The organism is Chitinophaga pinensis DSM 2588 (assembly GCF_000024005.1).
GTDB classification, from domain to species: domain Bacteria; phylum Bacteroidota; class Bacteroidia; order Chitinophagales; family Chitinophagaceae; genus Chitinophaga; species Chitinophaga pinensis.
This window is the reverse complement of the sequence record NC_013132.1, coordinates 1,965,904-1,979,154: the sequence shown is the minus strand read 5'-3', so window position 1 is coordinate 1,979,154 and position 13,251 is coordinate 1,965,904. Positions and strand designations below refer to the sequence as shown.

General features: G+C 43.9%; 24 protein-coding genes. All 24 read right to left on the bottom strand.

The genetic code is table 11. The annotated features are described in order from the left end of the window. Positions 1-61: 61 nt before the first annotated feature. Positions 62-667, bottom strand: a complete 606-nt coding sequence (gene rpsD / locus CPIN_RS08235) for a 30S ribosomal protein S4 (RefSeq protein ID WP_012789313.1) — start codon at positions 665-667, stop codon at positions 62-64. Positions 668-831: 164 nt separating this feature from the next. Then, positions 832-1,233 carry a 30S ribosomal protein S11 gene (gene rpsK / locus CPIN_RS08230; protein WP_012789312.1) on the bottom strand — a complete coding sequence of 134 codons (402 nt, stop codon included), beginning with the start codon at positions 1,231-1,233 and terminating at the stop codon, positions 832-834. 99 nt (positions 1,234-1,332) lie between these two features. Continuing rightward, positions 1,333-1,713, bottom strand: coding sequence for a 30S ribosomal protein S13 (gene rpsM, locus CPIN_RS08225; protein ID WP_012789311.1), 381 nt, complete (start codon positions 1,711-1,713; stop codon positions 1,333-1,335). Between the two features lie 38 nt (positions 1,714-1,751). Further along, positions 1,752-1,868, bottom strand: coding sequence for a 50S ribosomal protein L36 (rpmJ, locus tag CPIN_RS37560; RefSeq protein WP_012789310.1), 117 nt, complete (start codon positions 1,866-1,868; stop codon positions 1,752-1,754). A 26-nt stretch (positions 1,869-1,894) separates the two neighbouring features. Continuing rightward, on the bottom strand, positions 1,895-2,113 hold the full coding sequence (infA, locus tag CPIN_RS08220) for a translation initiation factor IF-1 (RefSeq protein ID WP_012789309.1): 219 nt from the start codon (positions 2,111-2,113) through the stop codon (positions 1,895-1,897). A 114-nt stretch (positions 2,114-2,227) separates the two neighbouring features. Beyond that, positions 2,228-3,028: a type I methionyl aminopeptidase gene (gene map, locus CPIN_RS08215; protein WP_012789308.1), complete on the bottom strand. Its 801-nt coding sequence runs from the start codon at positions 3,026-3,028 to the stop codon at positions 2,228-2,230. 219 nt (positions 3,029-3,247) lie between these two features. Then, positions 3,248-4,591, bottom strand: a complete 1,344-nt coding sequence (gene secY / locus CPIN_RS08210) for a preprotein translocase subunit SecY (protein WP_012789307.1) — start codon at positions 4,589-4,591, stop codon at positions 3,248-3,250. 174 nt (positions 4,592-4,765) lie between these two features. Next, entirely contained in the window at positions 4,766-5,212 is a 447-nt protein-coding gene (rplO, locus tag CPIN_RS08205) for a 50S ribosomal protein L15 (protein WP_012789306.1), read from the bottom strand. A 107-nt stretch (positions 5,213-5,319) separates the two neighbouring features. Next, on the bottom strand, positions 5,320-5,505 hold the full coding sequence (rpmD, locus tag CPIN_RS08200; RefSeq protein ID WP_012789305.1) for a 50S ribosomal protein L30: 186 nt from the start codon (positions 5,503-5,505) through the stop codon (positions 5,320-5,322). A 70-nt stretch (positions 5,506-5,575) separates the two neighbouring features. Beyond that, positions 5,576-6,094, bottom strand: a complete 519-nt coding sequence (gene rpsE / locus CPIN_RS08195) for a 30S ribosomal protein S5 (protein ID WP_012789304.1) — start codon at positions 6,092-6,094, stop codon at positions 5,576-5,578. 36 nt (positions 6,095-6,130) lie between these two features. Continuing rightward, positions 6,131-6,484, bottom strand: a complete 354-nt coding sequence (gene rplR / locus CPIN_RS08190; RefSeq protein WP_012789303.1) for a 50S ribosomal protein L18 — start codon at positions 6,482-6,484, stop codon at positions 6,131-6,133. Between the two features lie 86 nt (positions 6,485-6,570). Further along, entirely contained in the window at positions 6,571-7,125 is a 555-nt protein-coding gene (gene rplF / locus CPIN_RS08185; RefSeq protein WP_012789302.1) for a 50S ribosomal protein L6, read from the bottom strand. A gap of 152 nt (positions 7,126-7,277) precedes the next feature. After that, positions 7,278-7,676, bottom strand: a complete 399-nt coding sequence (rpsH, locus tag CPIN_RS08180; RefSeq protein WP_012789301.1) for a 30S ribosomal protein S8 — start codon at positions 7,674-7,676, stop codon at positions 7,278-7,280. A 128-nt stretch (positions 7,677-7,804) separates the two neighbouring features. Next, positions 7,805-8,074 (bottom strand): 30S ribosomal protein S14, encoded by a 270-nt coding sequence (rpsN, locus tag CPIN_RS08175; RefSeq protein ID WP_012789300.1) that lies wholly within the window; start codon positions 8,072-8,074, stop codon positions 7,805-7,807. A gap of 71 nt (positions 8,075-8,145) precedes the next feature. Next, positions 8,146-8,721 carry a 50S ribosomal protein L5 gene (gene rplE / locus CPIN_RS08170; RefSeq protein WP_012789299.1) on the bottom strand — a complete coding sequence of 192 codons (576 nt, stop codon included), beginning with the start codon at positions 8,719-8,721 and terminating at the stop codon, positions 8,146-8,148. Beyond that, a complete protein-coding gene (gene rplX / locus CPIN_RS08165) occupies positions 8,721-9,059 on the bottom strand; it encodes a 50S ribosomal protein L24 (protein WP_012789298.1) in 339 nt (112 codons plus the stop codon). Before rplX ends, rplE begins: the two co-directional genes overlap by 1 nt. 157 nt (positions 9,060-9,216) lie before the next feature. Beyond that, positions 9,217-9,585 (bottom strand): 50S ribosomal protein L14, encoded by a 369-nt coding sequence (gene rplN / locus CPIN_RS08160; RefSeq protein WP_012789297.1) that lies wholly within the window; start codon positions 9,583-9,585, stop codon positions 9,217-9,219. A gap of 71 nt (positions 9,586-9,656) precedes the next feature. Continuing rightward, positions 9,657-9,914, bottom strand: coding sequence for a 30S ribosomal protein S17 (gene rpsQ / locus CPIN_RS08155; RefSeq protein ID WP_012789296.1), 258 nt, complete (start codon positions 9,912-9,914; stop codon positions 9,657-9,659). Positions 9,915-9,976: 62 nt separating this feature from the next. Next, on the bottom strand, positions 9,977-10,183 hold the full coding sequence (gene rpmC / locus CPIN_RS08150) for a 50S ribosomal protein L29 (protein WP_012789295.1): 207 nt from the start codon (positions 10,181-10,183) through the stop codon (positions 9,977-9,979). 69 nt (positions 10,184-10,252) lie between these two features. Beyond that, a complete protein-coding gene (rplP, locus tag CPIN_RS08145) occupies positions 10,253-10,672 on the bottom strand; it encodes a 50S ribosomal protein L16 (protein ID WP_012789294.1) in 420 nt (139 codons plus the stop codon). A 43-nt stretch (positions 10,673-10,715) separates the two neighbouring features. After that, entirely contained in the window at positions 10,716-11,516 is an 801-nt protein-coding gene (rpsC, locus tag CPIN_RS08140) for a 30S ribosomal protein S3 (protein ID WP_012789293.1), read from the bottom strand. Between the two features lie 43 nt (positions 11,517-11,559). Beyond that, positions 11,560-11,919, bottom strand: a complete 360-nt coding sequence (rplV, locus tag CPIN_RS08135; RefSeq protein WP_012789292.1) for a 50S ribosomal protein L22 — start codon at positions 11,917-11,919, stop codon at positions 11,560-11,562. Between the two features lie 86 nt (positions 11,920-12,005). Beyond that, the gene (rpsS, locus tag CPIN_RS08130) at positions 12,006-12,272 is read right to left on the bottom strand and encodes a 30S ribosomal protein S19 (RefSeq protein ID WP_012789291.1); all 267 of its coding nucleotides are present in this window, start codon (positions 12,270-12,272) and stop codon (positions 12,006-12,008) included. Positions 12,273-12,355: 83 nt separating this feature from the next. Next, a complete protein-coding gene (rplB, locus tag CPIN_RS08125) occupies positions 12,356-13,189 on the bottom strand; it encodes a 50S ribosomal protein L2 (RefSeq protein WP_012789290.1) in 834 nt (277 codons plus the stop codon). Positions 13,190-13,251: the final 62 nt, after the last annotated feature.

The window sequence follows — 13,251 nt, the reverse complement described above, 5'->3', positions numbered from 1 at the left end:
CCTACGTACATTAAATACGCTGGTAACTAATGACCCATGCTTAACGGCTAAAGACATATTATTATTTAGAGTACAATTCTACTATCAGCTGCTCCTTAATGTTCTCAGGAACGCTCTCTCTCTCAGGATATGCAATGAAAGTACCTTTCAGTTCCTTTTCATTCCAATCCAGCCAGCTGAATTTAGGATTTTTACCACGGATATTGCTTGTGATAGCGGTGTTGGTTGTTGCAGATGCTTTCAGACCGATGATATCGCCTGGTTTCAGCTGGTAAGAAGGCACGTTCATTACCTGGCCGTTAACAGTGATATGTTTGTGAGAAACCAGCTGACGTGCAGCAGGACGGGAAGGAGCGATACCGAGACGGAATACTGCGTTATCCAGACGTGCTTCCAGCAATTTGATCAATACTTCACCGGTAACACCTTTACGACGGTTAGCTTCAACGAACAGGTTAGCGAACTGGCGCTCCAGTACACCATAAGTGTATTTCGCTTTCTGTTTTTCACGCAGCTGCAGTGCGTATTCACCCAGCTGTTTACGTTTACGGCTTACACCGTGCTGACCCGGAGGGTTACTGTTCTTGCCTAAATATTTACCGTTTCCTAAAATCGGTTCTCCAAAAATTCTGGAGATCTTGGTCTTTGGTCCTGTATACCTTGCCATTTTCTTTAATAGATTTTTTAGTTTCGGTGTATGATCTTTAAAAAATCTTAAACCTGATCATACACCCAATTATTTAATAAAACTCTCAAGCGGAAATTCGAAAGCAGCAGACCGAAAATATTCCAGTCCTTCCACTTTCGAAATACCACAGAATATTTTGAATCCTATACCCTTCTCTTCTTAGGAGGACGGCAACCGTTGTGAGGTAAAGGAGTTACGTCTTTGATCATGTTAACCTCGATACCGGAGTTAGCGATCGCACGGATTGCGCTCTCACGACCAGCACCTGGGCCTTTTACAAAAACATCAGCTCTTTTCAGACCTGCTTCCATTGCTGTTTTTGCAGCGTCAGAAGCAGCCAGCTGAGCTGCATACGGAGTGTTCTTTTTAGAACCTTTGAAGCCCATCTTACCTGCAGTAGACCAGGAGATAACCTGACCCTGTTTGTTGGTAATGCTGATGATGATGTTGTTGAAGCTAGCAGAGATGTGAACATCACCGTAGTTATCAACTTTAACTACTCTCTTTTTGTTAGCAGCAGTTTTTGTATTTTGTGCTTTTGCCATAATTATATAAAATTCCAGGTTCCAGGTTCCAGGTTCCAGATTCCTCTTGCCATATATACGACTACTGGAAACCGGAACTTGTTATTTGTATTATCAAGTTTATTTCTTAGGCGCTTTCTTCTTACCTGCAACCGTTTTACGTTTACCTTTACGGGTACGGCTATTGGTACGGGTACGCTGACCTCTCAGTGGTAAGCCTTTTCTGTGACGAAGACCACGATAACAAGCTATATCCAACAGACGTTTAATATTCATCTGCACTTCTGAACGCAGCTGACCTTCTACTTTAAACTCACCGTTGATAACGTTACGGATTGCAGCCTGCTCATCATCGTTCCAGTCTTTAACTTTCTTGTTGAAGTCTATACCAGATTTCTCCAGAATATATTGAGCGGTAGAACGACCAATACCAAAGATGTAGGTCAGGCCAATTTCTCCTCTTTTATTTTTAGGAAGATCGATACCGGCTATACGTGCCATATTTGTAGTTTAATTTACTTTGTTACTTATTAATTAAATTATCCCTGACGTTGCTTAAAACGGGGATTCTTTTTGTTGATTACCAACAATTTACCCTTCCTGCGCACGATTTTACAATCTGCGCTTCTTTTTTTTATGGAAGCTCTTACCCTCATAAGTTATAAATTATAAGTCTGTATTGTTATTTATATCTGAATATGATTCTGCCTCTGCTCAAATCGTATGGACTCATCTCAACCCCTACTTTGTCACCAGGCAGGATGCGGATATAGTGCATTCTCATCTTACCGGAAATGGTCGCCAAAATCTCGTGCCCGTTCTCTAACTTTACTCTGAACATAGCGTTAGACAAGGCTTCTAGTATTATTCCATCCTGTTTAATGAGTGCCTGTTTTGCCATAAAAATTTTTAGGACTGCAAAGATAGTGAAATCTTAAGAAAAAGAAAAATTAATGATCCAACCGTGAACAATTATTGTGGATAATTTTTTCTATTCACGGTTATTCATTGATAATCAGTGACTTGAGCTAAGAGCAGGGTTATTCTTTTCTGCCCTTTCAATACCTTCAAATGAAGAAAGTATGTCCGGTTTGCCTTTCATTACGGCCACGTTGTGTTCAAAATGAACAGAAGGCTTTTCATCCCGTGTGATAACGGTCCAGCCATCTTCCATATATTCCACTTCTTTTACGCCCAGGTTGATCATTGGTTCAATTGCTATCACCAGACCTTCCTTCATGATAGGACCGCTGCCGCGTTTACCGTAGTTAGGGACCTGAGGATCCTCGTGGAGGTTCTTTCCAAGTCCATGTCCCACCAGCTCGCGAACAACGCCGTAACCGCGCTGTTTTTCGGTATAATCCTGAATAGCATGGGCGATATCACCGATACGGTTACCAGCCACAGCTTTTTCTATACCTTTATACAATGCTGCCTTGGTTGCTTTCATCAGTTCCAGCACTTCCGGCTTTACATTACCGATAGCGAAAGTGTAGGCACTATCGCCATGATATCCGTTCAGTAATACCCCAACATCAACGCTGACGATATCGCCGTCCTGTAATACATAAGAATTCGGAATACCGTGTACAACCTCTGCGTTTACAGAGATACAGCAGCTCTTAGGAAATCCTTTGTAGTTTTTGAATGAAGGAACGGCGCCGTTTGCAACGATGAAATTCTCCACGATCGCATCAATCTCCAGGGTAGACATACCCGGCTTCAGATGCTTAGCTACTTCTTCCAGCGTAGCGCTCACAAGTAATGCGCTTTTGCGCATCAGCTCAATTTCTTCCTTAGTTTTATAATGCACCATACTAAAAAACGGGTTCGGAAAGTTCAGTTTCGAAAGTGCGGTTGCACATCGTGTCAATAATGATCGTAACCACATAAAAGACGGGGCCTGCACTTGCCATTAAATTCTCAAAGCTCTTTACTTAAAAGATGAAGCCACGCAAGCATAAAACCCGCAGCGGAGTAAACTCACTGTTGGTCTTATGCTTCTGTGGCTTTTAGGCCAGGTAGCCCGGATTAATTAGACGTTAGCCGGAGCTGTTCTTCCTTTAATCCGGCCGGTGCTCATGAGACCATCGTAATGGCGCATCAGCAGCTGGCTTTCTATTTGCTGGAGCGTATCCAGGATAACGCCCACCATGATCAGCAGGGAGGTACCTCCGAAGAAGGTAGCAAAGTTACTGTTGATATTCACAGCTGCTGCAACACCTGGAAGGATACCAACCATCGCCAGGAAGAATGCACCTGGGAGGGTGATACGGTCCATTACAGCGCCGATGTAATCAGCGGTAGCCTGACCAGGTTTAACACCAGGTACGAAACCGTTGTTACGTTTCATTTCATCCGCCATTTGGGTCGGATTGAATATCAGGGCAGTATAGAAATAAGTGAACACAATTACCAGTACAGCATAAATCAGGTTGTACCAGCCATTTGTGTGATCACTGAAGATACGAATGAAGCCAGAGTTGCTGTCAGTTGCGAAACCGATAGCTGTAGCCGGAATAAACATGATCGCCTGTGCAAAGATGATCGGCATTACACCAGCAGCGTTTACTTTCAGTGGAATAAACTGACGTACACCGCCGAACTGTTTGTTACCAACAATACGTTTTGCATAGTTTACCGGGATCTTACGGGTACCCTGTACCAGCAGGATCAGACCGATAGTGATCAGTACGAATACAGCCAGCTCTATCAGGAACAGCATCGCACCACCATTACTCTGCGCGTTTCTGGAGGAGAACTCCTGAATGATCGCCTGAGGTAGACGGGCAAGGATGCCGACCATGATTATGATAGAAGTACCGTTGCCAATACCTTTGTCTGTGATTTTCTCACCCAGCCACATTACAAACAGGGTACCTGCTGTAAGCACTACAGTGGTTGTCAGCCAGAAGAAAGCTGCACCGTATTCCGGGATTATTGAACCTGCAGACTGCTGTCTGAGGAAGGCAACATATGCACTTGCCTGCAGACCAGTCACAATCACTGTCAGTATACGGGTATACTGATTAATCTTTTTTCTACCGCTTTCCCCTTCTTTCTGTAATTTCTGGAAATAAGGCACGGCAATTGTAAGCAGTTGTATGGCTATGGATGCAGAGATATAGGGCATAATGCCAAGAGCAAAAATGGAAGCCCTGGAGAAGGAACCACCTGCGAACATGTTGAATAGTCCAAGGATACCCTTTTCAGACTTGTTGGCAAACTCTCCCATACCCAAACTGTTGGCATCAATACCGGGTAACGCGATATAGGATCCTACACGATAGATGAGGACAAGAAGCAATGTAGTGAGAATGCGGCTACGCAAATCCTCGATGCTCCAGATATTCTTAATCGTTTCGATAAATTTCTTCACAGGAAGATGAATGTTTAATATTCAAAATTTCATCCCGTTTGAGGCGGGACCAAATTCCGAACAGGCATTAGCTGCTATCCAGTAACTCCGGCCGGGATTTGTGTTGTTTTCTCTGGCTTGATAAAATGTGAAAAGACGCACTACTGCGTAGGCGTCTCCTCAGTCGTGAAATCTTTATACCAGCTCTACCGTTCCACCCGCTGCTTCTATCAGCTGCTTGGCTTTTTCGCTGATCGCATTCACTTTTGCGGTTACTTTAGCCTTCAATTCTCCCTGACCCAGGATTTTCACTTTCGCGGTCCTGTTGATCAACCCGTTAATGTACAGGTTTTCCAGAGAGAAATCCTGGAGACCATATTTTTCAACCAGGTGGTCGATCTGACCGATGTTGAACACCTGATATTCAGTTGGATTTAAGCTCTTGAAACCACGTTTTGGCATACGACGCTGAATTGGCATCTGACCACCTTCGTGACCTCTTTTGCTCTGATAACCAGCACGTGACTGACCACCTTTATTACCTTTTGTGGAAGTACCACCTTTACCGGATGCTTCACCACGACCAAGGCGCTTCTCTTTATGTACGGAACCCTGTGCAGGTTGTAACGTATGCAGATTCATTATTAATTGTTTTACTTACGCGGAAATTAACCGCTCGCTTTAAATGTAATTATTATTTCGTAAGTATCCGATATAAATGTAGGATAATTTTCCGGCTAATAAAATTATTAAGCCTGCTCTCCTTCAACTTTTACCAGATGATTTACCTTACGCACCATACCCAGGATCTGGGGGGTAGCTTCCACTTCTACAGTGGCGTTCAGTTTTTTCAGTCCCAGCGCCTTCAGGGTGAGCTTCTGACGTTCAGGACGGTCTATACCACTTTTTACCTGAGTGATCTTGATCTTTGCCATTGTGTTATTTGAATTAGCACTTTACAATTGCCGGGAAAGGATCTTCCACCCCGTTAACTGGATAGTGTTATTATCCGTTAAATACTTTCTTCAGTGATACGCTTCTGGTTTTAGCTATCTGAACCGGCTCACGCAGGAGACCCAGTGCTTTGAATGTAGCTTTTACCACGTTATGAGGGTTAGCAGAACCCAGTGATTTTGCCAGAACGTCGGTGATACCTGCGCTTTCCAGTACGGCACGCATAGAACCTCCCGCGATCACACCGGTACCATGAGCAGCTGGTTTGATCAATACTTTCGCAGCACCTTCTTTAGCTAACTGATCGTGAGGAATAGTACCATGCATTACAGGGACTTTGATAAGATTTTTCTTAGCATCGTCGATACCTTTAGTGATAGCTTCCTGCACCTCTTTAGCCTTACCCAGACCGTGTCCTACTACACCGTGCTCGTTACCTACTACTACCAAAGCAGAAAAACTGAATGTACGTCCGCCTTTAGTTGTTTTAGTAACACGGTTGATAGCCACAACCTTTTCTTTCAGCTCCAGGTCACCGGCCTTTACTTTATTAAATGTATTCTTTGCCATTTTGTTATTTGCGAATTACGATTTAATCAATTTGATTTAGAATTGAAGGCCACCTTCTCTAGCGCCATCAGCTACGCTTTTTACGCGACCATGATACAGATAACCACCACGATCAAAAACGCAGGTAGTAATACCCAGATTTTTTGCTTTAGTAGCCAGAGCAGCACCTACGAGTTTAGATTTCTCGGATTTAGTACCTTTCTGTGCCTGGATATCTTTATCACGGGAAGAAGCAGCAGCCAGAGTAACGCCGTTAGCGTCATCTATCAATTGCACGTAAATGTCGCTATTGCTGCGAAATACAGATAATCTCGGCTTCTGTGAACTACCTACAGACTTTTTACGGATGCGGTAGCGGATCTTCTGTCTCCTATTAACTTTTGTGCTCATTTCTGATTTTATTTTAATCATTCCGATACTGCCGGAATGTTGTTGAATTAGCTAATCAACGGCACGCGCTGATTAGCTAATTAAAATTATTTACCTGCAGACTTACCTGCTTTCTTACGAACCACTTCATCGCTATAGCGAACACCTTTACCTTTGTACGGCTCTGGTTTACGCAGGCTACGGATTTTAGCGGCTACCTGACCCAGCAGCTGGTTGTCGATACCTTCCAGCATGATTTTAGGGTTAGAACCCTTTTCAGTCAGGGTAGCTACTTTCAGTTCTTTAGGGATTTCAATCACGATGTTGTGAGAGTAACCCAAAGACAGGTCAAGCAGTTGGCCCTGGTTAGCGGCTTTATAACCTACACCGACAAGTTCCAGTTGTTTTTTGAAACCTTCAGTTACACCGATCACCATGTTGTTGATCAATGCACGGTACAGACCATGCAGTGCACGGTGACGGATCTGATCTGTCGGACGAACTACTGTAAGAACGCCATCGGCCACTTCTATCTTGATATCCCTGTCGATGCTTCTTTTCAGTTCACCTTTAGGACCTTTTACAGTCAGTTCATTAGCAGCAGAAACAGTAGCTGTTACACCACTTGCTAATTTGATAGGACTTTTACCTATACGAGACATAATTGCAGTTTTTTACTGTTATGTTTTGAATTGCCGGATCCTTCAGTGTTCAGCGCCGTATAGAAAGCTTAATTGTCAGAAGGCCCAATTGGTTGGTCTGTTACTGATAACTGAACAGATAATTTGTCAGGATCAGTGCAGCACCATATATATTAATAGACGAAGCAAACGAGCTCGCCGCCTACATTTTGTACTTTAGCTTCTTTATCGGTCATTACACCTTTAGAAGTGGAAACGATAGCGATACCCAGACCGTTCTTTACACGTTTGAAATCTCCAGGCTTAGCGTACTGGCGTAAACCAGGACGGCTGATACGCTGCATATCAGTGATAGCAGGTGTCTTAGTCTGAGGATCATATTTCAGCGCTATCTTGATAACACCTTGTTTGTTATCTTCTTCGAATTTGTACTTCAGGATATAACCTTTGTCGTACAGTATCTCAGTGATACGTTTTTTCAGCTTTGAGGCAGGAATTTCCACAATCCTGTGGTTGGCCATTTGCGCGTTCCGGATTCTGGTCAGGAAGTCTGCTATTGGATCAGTAACCATTGTCTTTAAAATTTAAAAACGATTTACAATGCGATATCCAATCAGTAATAGATAGGAAGATCAAAAAACTTTGCCTGTTTACGATTGCCGGGCCTGCGTTGCAGGGGGGAGCAATCGCTGGTGTCGGCTTACCAGCTAGCTTTTCTTACGCCAGGGATTTTACCAGCCAGTGCCAGATCGCGGAACATGTTACGACACATACCAAAGTGACGCATGTAACCTTTTGGACGACCGGAAAGCTGACATCTGTTGTGCAGGCGAACAGGAGATGCATTTCTAGGGAGCTGATCCAGTTCAGCGTAGTTACCTTCTGCTTTCAGAGCGGCACGCTTTTCTGCGAACTTAGCCACCAGTGCTTGTCTCTTTCTTTCGCGAGCTTTTACGGATTCTCTTGCCATGATGAGTTGATGATTCCAGTTATAAATTCCAAATTCCAAATCCCGTACAGGGTTTGGAATTTGATATCAGATTATTGATTATCCTTCTTGATATTCTTGAACGGCATACCCAGTTCTTTCAGAAGCTCATAAGCTTCTTCGTTGGTCTGCGCCGTAGTAACGAAAGTGATATCCATACCGGAGATCTTTGTTACTTTATCGATATCGATCTCAGGGAAGATGATCTGCTCAGTGATACCCAGGGTATAGTTACCGCGGCCATCGAAAGCTTTTTCATTCACACCTTTGAAGTCACGTACACGTGGCAGGGAAACTGCGATCAGACGATCCAGGAAGTCATACATATTGTTACCACGCAGTGTTACGCGGGCACCAATCGGCATGTGCTTTCTCAGTTTGAAGTTAGAGATATCTTTCTTAGATAAAGTAGCGATCGCTTTCTGACCTGAGATACGGGTCATTTCGTCAACAGCAATATCTACCAGTTTCTTATCTCCAACAGCGCCATTGATACCTTGGTTCAGACAGATCTTTACCAAACGTGGCACCTGCATTACGCTCTTGTAGTTGAATTTCTTGTGCAGTGTATTTACCACTTCTTCGCGGTATTTAGTCTGCAGTCTGGGTTTATATGTAGTGTTTGCCATTATTTAATTACCTCCCCTGATTTTTTAGCGATACGAACTAATTTACCATTTTCGCGCTGCCTGTTAACTTTGGTAGGTTTACCAGCCTTAGCATCCCACAACATTACATTGGAAATAGCGATAGGTGCCTCCTGCTTAACAATACCACCTTTGGTGTTCTGTGCAGTTGGTTTGGTATGTTTGGTGATGATGTTCACACCTTCAACCAGAATGCGTGCCTTGTCAGGGATCACTTCCAGCACTTTGCGTGGCTTGGTCCTGTCCTTGTCATCACCGGCAATCACCACTACCGTGTCGCCTTTCTTAATGTTGAACTTAGGCTTGAATCTCGTTTTCATTATTTGTTTATTTAAAACGCCAAGCGAAAACCTGTTCCGCTTGATTAAAATTTTCGTTTTTGAAACGGGCTGCAAAGATATGCATTCAAGCTGAAAGCACAAAGCCTAAAGTTTTTTACTTCGGGCTTTATGCTTTCTGCTTGTATAAGGCTTTGATTTACAGCACCTCGGGAGCCAGAGAGATAATCTTCATGTATCCCTTATCGCGCAGCTCACGGGCAACCGGACCGAAAATACGGGTACCGCGTGGCTCGTCAGAGTTATTCAGCAATACAACGGCATTATCGTCGAAACGGATGTAAGATCCGTCTTTACGGCGCAGCTTGTTTTTAGTTCTAACGATAACAGCTTTGGTTACCATACCTTTCTTTACGCCACCGCCTGGGATTGCATCCTTCACAGTCACTACGATCTTATCGCCCACTTTAGCGTAATCCTGGCCGGAGTTGCCTAATACCCTAATACACAGTACCTCTTTGGCACCACTGTTATCAGCTACATTCAGCCTTGATTCTTGTTGTATCATCTTATGAGATTGTTAAGTTGTTTAATCAGCGGCTACAACCGGGAATGCCGGATGGAGCTTGAAACAGATAATTATTTTACCTTTTCGATAACTTCTACCAGTCTCCAGCATTTGTTTTTGCTCAGAGGGCGAACTTCCATGATTCTTACGGTATCGCCGATGCTGCACTCGTTTTGTTCGTCGTGCGCCATGAACTTGGTAGTTTTCTTAACGAATTTACCATAGATTGGGTGTTTCACCTTACGCTCAACGCTAACGGTGATTGTTTTATCCATCTTATTGCTGGATACCACGCCAGTTCTGGTTTTTCTTAATTTTCTTTCGATCATTGTTGAAAGTATTTACTCTTTAACCCTCCCGTTTTACCGGCAGGGCTAATGAATTTTATTATTTAGGCTTTTGCGCCGAGTTCTCTTTTACGCTGCTCGGTTTTCAGCTGTGCGATCTGACGTCTGAGAGAGCGGATGCTCATTGGATTCTCGATTGGCGTGATTGCGTGACTGAATGTAATTTTCTTCAGGCGTAATTGCTCTTCAGAGAGTTTCTCTTTCAGCTCCTGGTCGCTTAAGCCTTTAAGATCCAGTTTATCTTTTGCCATTGTATATTATTTCTGGTTTATCGTTTATAGTTTATCTCTTTGCGTTTGCATTCCTGCGGGTTGCGGGGATTATGCAACGTAATCGGGACGCACTACAAATTTCACTTTAATCGGCAGTTTCTGTGCAGCCAGTTCCATTGCTTCTTTAGCAACCTGTAATGGAACACCATCCGCCTCAAACAAGATGCGGCCTGGTTTTACTACAGCAGCCCAATGATCTGGAGCACCTTTACCTTTACCCATCCTCACTTCCAGTGGTTTGGCGGTAATAGATTTATCCGGGAATATGCGGATCCACACGTTACCTTCACGTTTCATATGCCTGGTCAGAGCAACCCTGGCAGCTTCAATCTGCCTATCGGTGATCCACTTAGGTTCTAATGCTTTCAGACCGAAACTACCAAAGGAGATTGCCGCGCCACGCTTAGCGTTACCTTTGATGCGGCCTTTATGCATCTTCCTGTGTTTCGTTCTCTTTGGCTGTAACATCTTGGTATGTTGTTAATTGTTAATGTTAAATTGTTAAGTAAGCTTATCTGCGACCGCCACCACGGTTATCACCGCCTCTTCTGTCACCACCACGGTTATCACCGCCTCTTCTGTCGCCGCCACGGTTGTCACCGCCTCTTCTGTCACCACCACCGGTACGTCCACCACCTTCGCCATCTTTAGCAGAAATAGCGTTAGGATTCAGGTCACGTTCACCGAGTACTTCACCTTTACAGATCCATACTTTGATACCGATTTTACCGTATACTGTCAGAGCGAACAGGGAAGCATAGTCGATATCCATACGATAAGTATGCAATGGAACACGACCCTGTTTCATTTCTTCAGAACGAGCAATCTCAGCACCACCCAGACGACCACCTACTTTTATCTTGATACCTTCAGCACCCATTCTCAGCGCAGTAGCGATAGCCATTTTAATCGCACGTTTATAGTTGATACGGCTTTCGATCTGCTTAGCGATGGTTTCTGCTACGATATTTGCATCGATCTCAGGACGACGGATTTCCAGAATGTTGATCTGTACGTCTTCCTTAGATGTCAGTTTCTTCAGTTCTTCCTTGATGCGGTCTACCTCTCCACCACCTTTACCTATGATGATACCAGGTTTAGATGTATGAATGGTGATGATCAGTTTACCTAAAGTTCTTTCAATCACTATCCTGGAGATGCCACCTTTGTTGATACGGGCATTCAGGTAAGTTCTGATCTTGTTATCTTCGATCAGTTTGGTAGCATAATCTTTTTTGCCACCATACCAATTGGAGTCCCATCCTCTGATGATACCTAACCTGTTACCAATAGGATTTGTTTTCTGACCCATGTTCTGGTTTATTTGTCTATTAGATAAATAGTTTTAGTTTCTTTTATTTTGCTTCCACTGCAGGACGGCTATCAACAACAAGTGTTACGTGGTTGCTTCTTTTACGAACGCGATAACCTCTACCCTGTGGAGCTGGACGCATTCTTTTCAGGATACGGCCGCCATCAACGAAGATGGTTTTAACCTGCAGATTAGCATCTTCTACCCTTGTGCCTTCGTTCTTCACTTTCCAGTTAGCGATTGCAGACAACAGCAGTTTTTCCAACGGAACGCTGGGATGCTTTGGATGGAACTTCAAAATATTCAGAGCTTTTTCCACATCCAGACCACGGATCAGGTCCGCCAGCAAACGCATTTTGCGGGTAGATGTCGGATTATTATTAAGCTTAGCTACTGCTTCCATTTTCTATTATAATTTGATATTTGAGGTTCGAAGTTTGGGGTTTAGAGGTAAGTCAAAACCCTAAACTTTAAACTTCAAACGATTTACTACATTTTCTTGTTAGCGTGTCCTTTAAAGTTGCGGGTTGGCGCGAATTCACCCAGTTTGTGGCCTACCATGAACTCAGTCACGTAGACAGGGATGAATTTGTTACCATTGTGTACCGCAAATGTGTGGCCTACAAAATCAGGCGTGATTGTAGAACGACGGCTCCAGGTCTTGATAACAGTACGCTTGGTGCCTTCATTCATTTTCACAACTTTCTGCTCTAATTTCTGGTCAACGTAAGGACCTTTTTTTATGGAACGACCCATGTCTTGTTGTTTTTATTCCAGATCGCTTTATACAGTTCCGCTTTTGCGTTGCTGCGTCAGCGGAACTGCTTAGGCGTTAAGTATTATAATTTCTTACCGTTTTTCCTGCTGATGATCAGTTTGTCAGAGCTCTTATGCGATTTTCTGGTTTTCAGACCTTTCGCATATTTACCTGTTCTGGATCTTGGGTGACCACCTGAAGATTTACCTTCACCACCACCCATCGGGTGATCCACTGGGTTCATCGCCACACCTCGGTTACGAGGCTTGATACCTCTCCAACGGTTAGCACCTGCTTTACCAATTGACTGCAGCGCGTGATCAGAGTTAGAAACTGTACCTACAGTTGCAGCACAAGTGATCAACACTTTACGCAGCTCGCCAGAAGGCATTTTCAGTACTGCATATTTTTCTTCCTTGTTGGACAGCTGAGCATAAGTACCAGCGCTTCTTGCGATAGCACCACCTCTACCAGGCTGTAATTCGATGTTGTGAACAACAGTACCTAATGGCATGTTTTTCAGCACCAGCGCGTTACCAACTTCAGGAGCAGCATCGGAACCGCTTAATACGGTAGCACCAACCTGCAGACCCTGAGGAGCCAGGATGTAACGTTTTTCACCATCTGCATAGCTCAGCAGTGCGATGAATGCGCTACGATTCGGATCGTATTCGATAGTCTTAACAGTAGCTGGAATATTGTGTTTGTCGCGTTTGAAGTCTATGATACGGTAGTGTTGTTTGTGACCGCCACCAATGTAGCGCATAGATCTTCTACCCTGTACGTTTCTACCGCCGGATTTCTTGATAGGCTCCAGCAGGCTTTTTTCAGGGGTATCCGTGGTCAGCTCAGCGAACGCGTTGCCTATTTTCCAACGGGTACCGGCTGTCATCGGTTTGTATTTCTTCAGTGCCATGATCTAGTGTTCGTTTAACTAGGTTCTGTTTATTAAAAAGTGATCTGCATATACATCCATCA

Bases quoted from the DNA above. Each gene is read 5' to 3' on its own strand.
- rpsD (WP_012789313.1), bottom strand. From the start codon at position 667: ATGGCAAGGTATACAGGACCAAAGACCAAGATCTCCAGAATTTTTGGA.
- rpsK (WP_012789312.1), bottom strand. From the start codon at position 1,233: ATGGCAAAAGCACAAAATACAAAAACTGCTGCTAACAAAAAGAGAGTA.
- rpsM (WP_012789311.1), bottom strand. From the start codon at position 1,713: ATGGCACGTATAGCCGGTATCGATCTTCCTAAAAATAAAAGAGGAGAA.
- rpmJ (WP_012789310.1), bottom strand. From the start codon at position 1,868: ATGAGGGTAAGAGCTTCCATAAAAAAAAGAAGCGCAGATTGTAAAATC.
- infA (WP_012789309.1), bottom strand. From the start codon at position 2,113: ATGGCAAAACAGGCACTCATTAAACAGGATGGAATAATACTAGAAGCC.
- map (WP_012789308.1), bottom strand. From the start codon at position 3,028: ATGGTGCATTATAAAACTAAGGAAGAAATTGAGCTGATGCGCAAAAGC.
- rplO (WP_012789306.1), bottom strand. From the start codon at position 5,212: ATGAATCTGCATACGTTACAACCTGCACAGGGTTCCGTACATAAAGAG.
- rpmD (WP_012789305.1), bottom strand. From the start codon at position 5,505: ATGGCAAAGATCAAGATCACTCAGGTAAAAAGTGGTATAGACCGTCCT.
- rpsE (WP_012789304.1), bottom strand. From the start codon at position 6,094: ATGGCAAAGAATACATTTAATAAAGTAAAGGCCGGTGACCTGGAGCTG.
- rplR (WP_012789303.1), bottom strand. From the start codon at position 6,484: ATGAGCACAAAAGTTAATAGGAGACAGAAGATCCGCTACCGCATCCGT.
- rplF (WP_012789302.1), bottom strand. From the start codon at position 7,125: ATGTCTCGTATAGGTAAAAGTCCTATCAAATTAGCAAGTGGTGTAACA.
- rpsH (WP_012789301.1), bottom strand. From the start codon at position 7,676: ATGGTTACTGATCCAATAGCAGACTTCCTGACCAGAATCCGGAACGCG.
- rpsN (WP_012789300.1), bottom strand. From the start codon at position 8,074: ATGGCAAGAGAATCCGTAAAAGCTCGCGAAAGAAAGAGACAAGCACTG.
- rplE (WP_012789299.1), bottom strand. From the start codon at position 8,721: ATGGCAAACACTACATATAAACCCAGACTGCAGACTAAATACCGCGAA.
- rplX (WP_012789298.1), bottom strand. From the start codon at position 9,059: ATGAAAACGAGATTCAAGCCTAAGTTCAACATTAAGAAAGGCGACACG.
- rplN (WP_012789297.1), bottom strand. From the start codon at position 9,585: ATGATACAACAAGAATCAAGGCTGAATGTAGCTGATAACAGTGGTGCC.
- rpsQ (WP_012789296.1), bottom strand. From the start codon at position 9,914: ATGATCGAAAGAAAATTAAGAAAAACCAGAACTGGCGTGGTATCCAGC.
- rpmC (WP_012789295.1), bottom strand. From the start codon at position 10,183: ATGGCAAAAGATAAACTGGATCTTAAAGGCTTAAGCGACCAGGAGCTG.
- rplP (WP_012789294.1), bottom strand. From the start codon at position 10,672: ATGTTACAGCCAAAGAGAACGAAACACAGGAAGATGCATAAAGGCCGC.
- rpsC (WP_012789293.1), bottom strand. From the start codon at position 11,516: ATGGGTCAGAAAACAAATCCTATTGGTAACAGGTTAGGTATCATCAGA.
- rplV (WP_012789292.1), bottom strand. From the start codon at position 11,919: ATGGAAGCAGTAGCTAAGCTTAATAATAATCCGACATCTACCCGCAAA.
- rpsS (WP_012789291.1), bottom strand. From the start codon at position 12,272: ATGGGTCGTTCCATAAAAAAAGGTCCTTACGTTGACCAGAAATTAGAG.
- rplB (WP_012789290.1), bottom strand. From the start codon at position 13,189: ATGGCACTGAAGAAATACAAACCGATGACAGCCGGTACCCGTTGGAAA.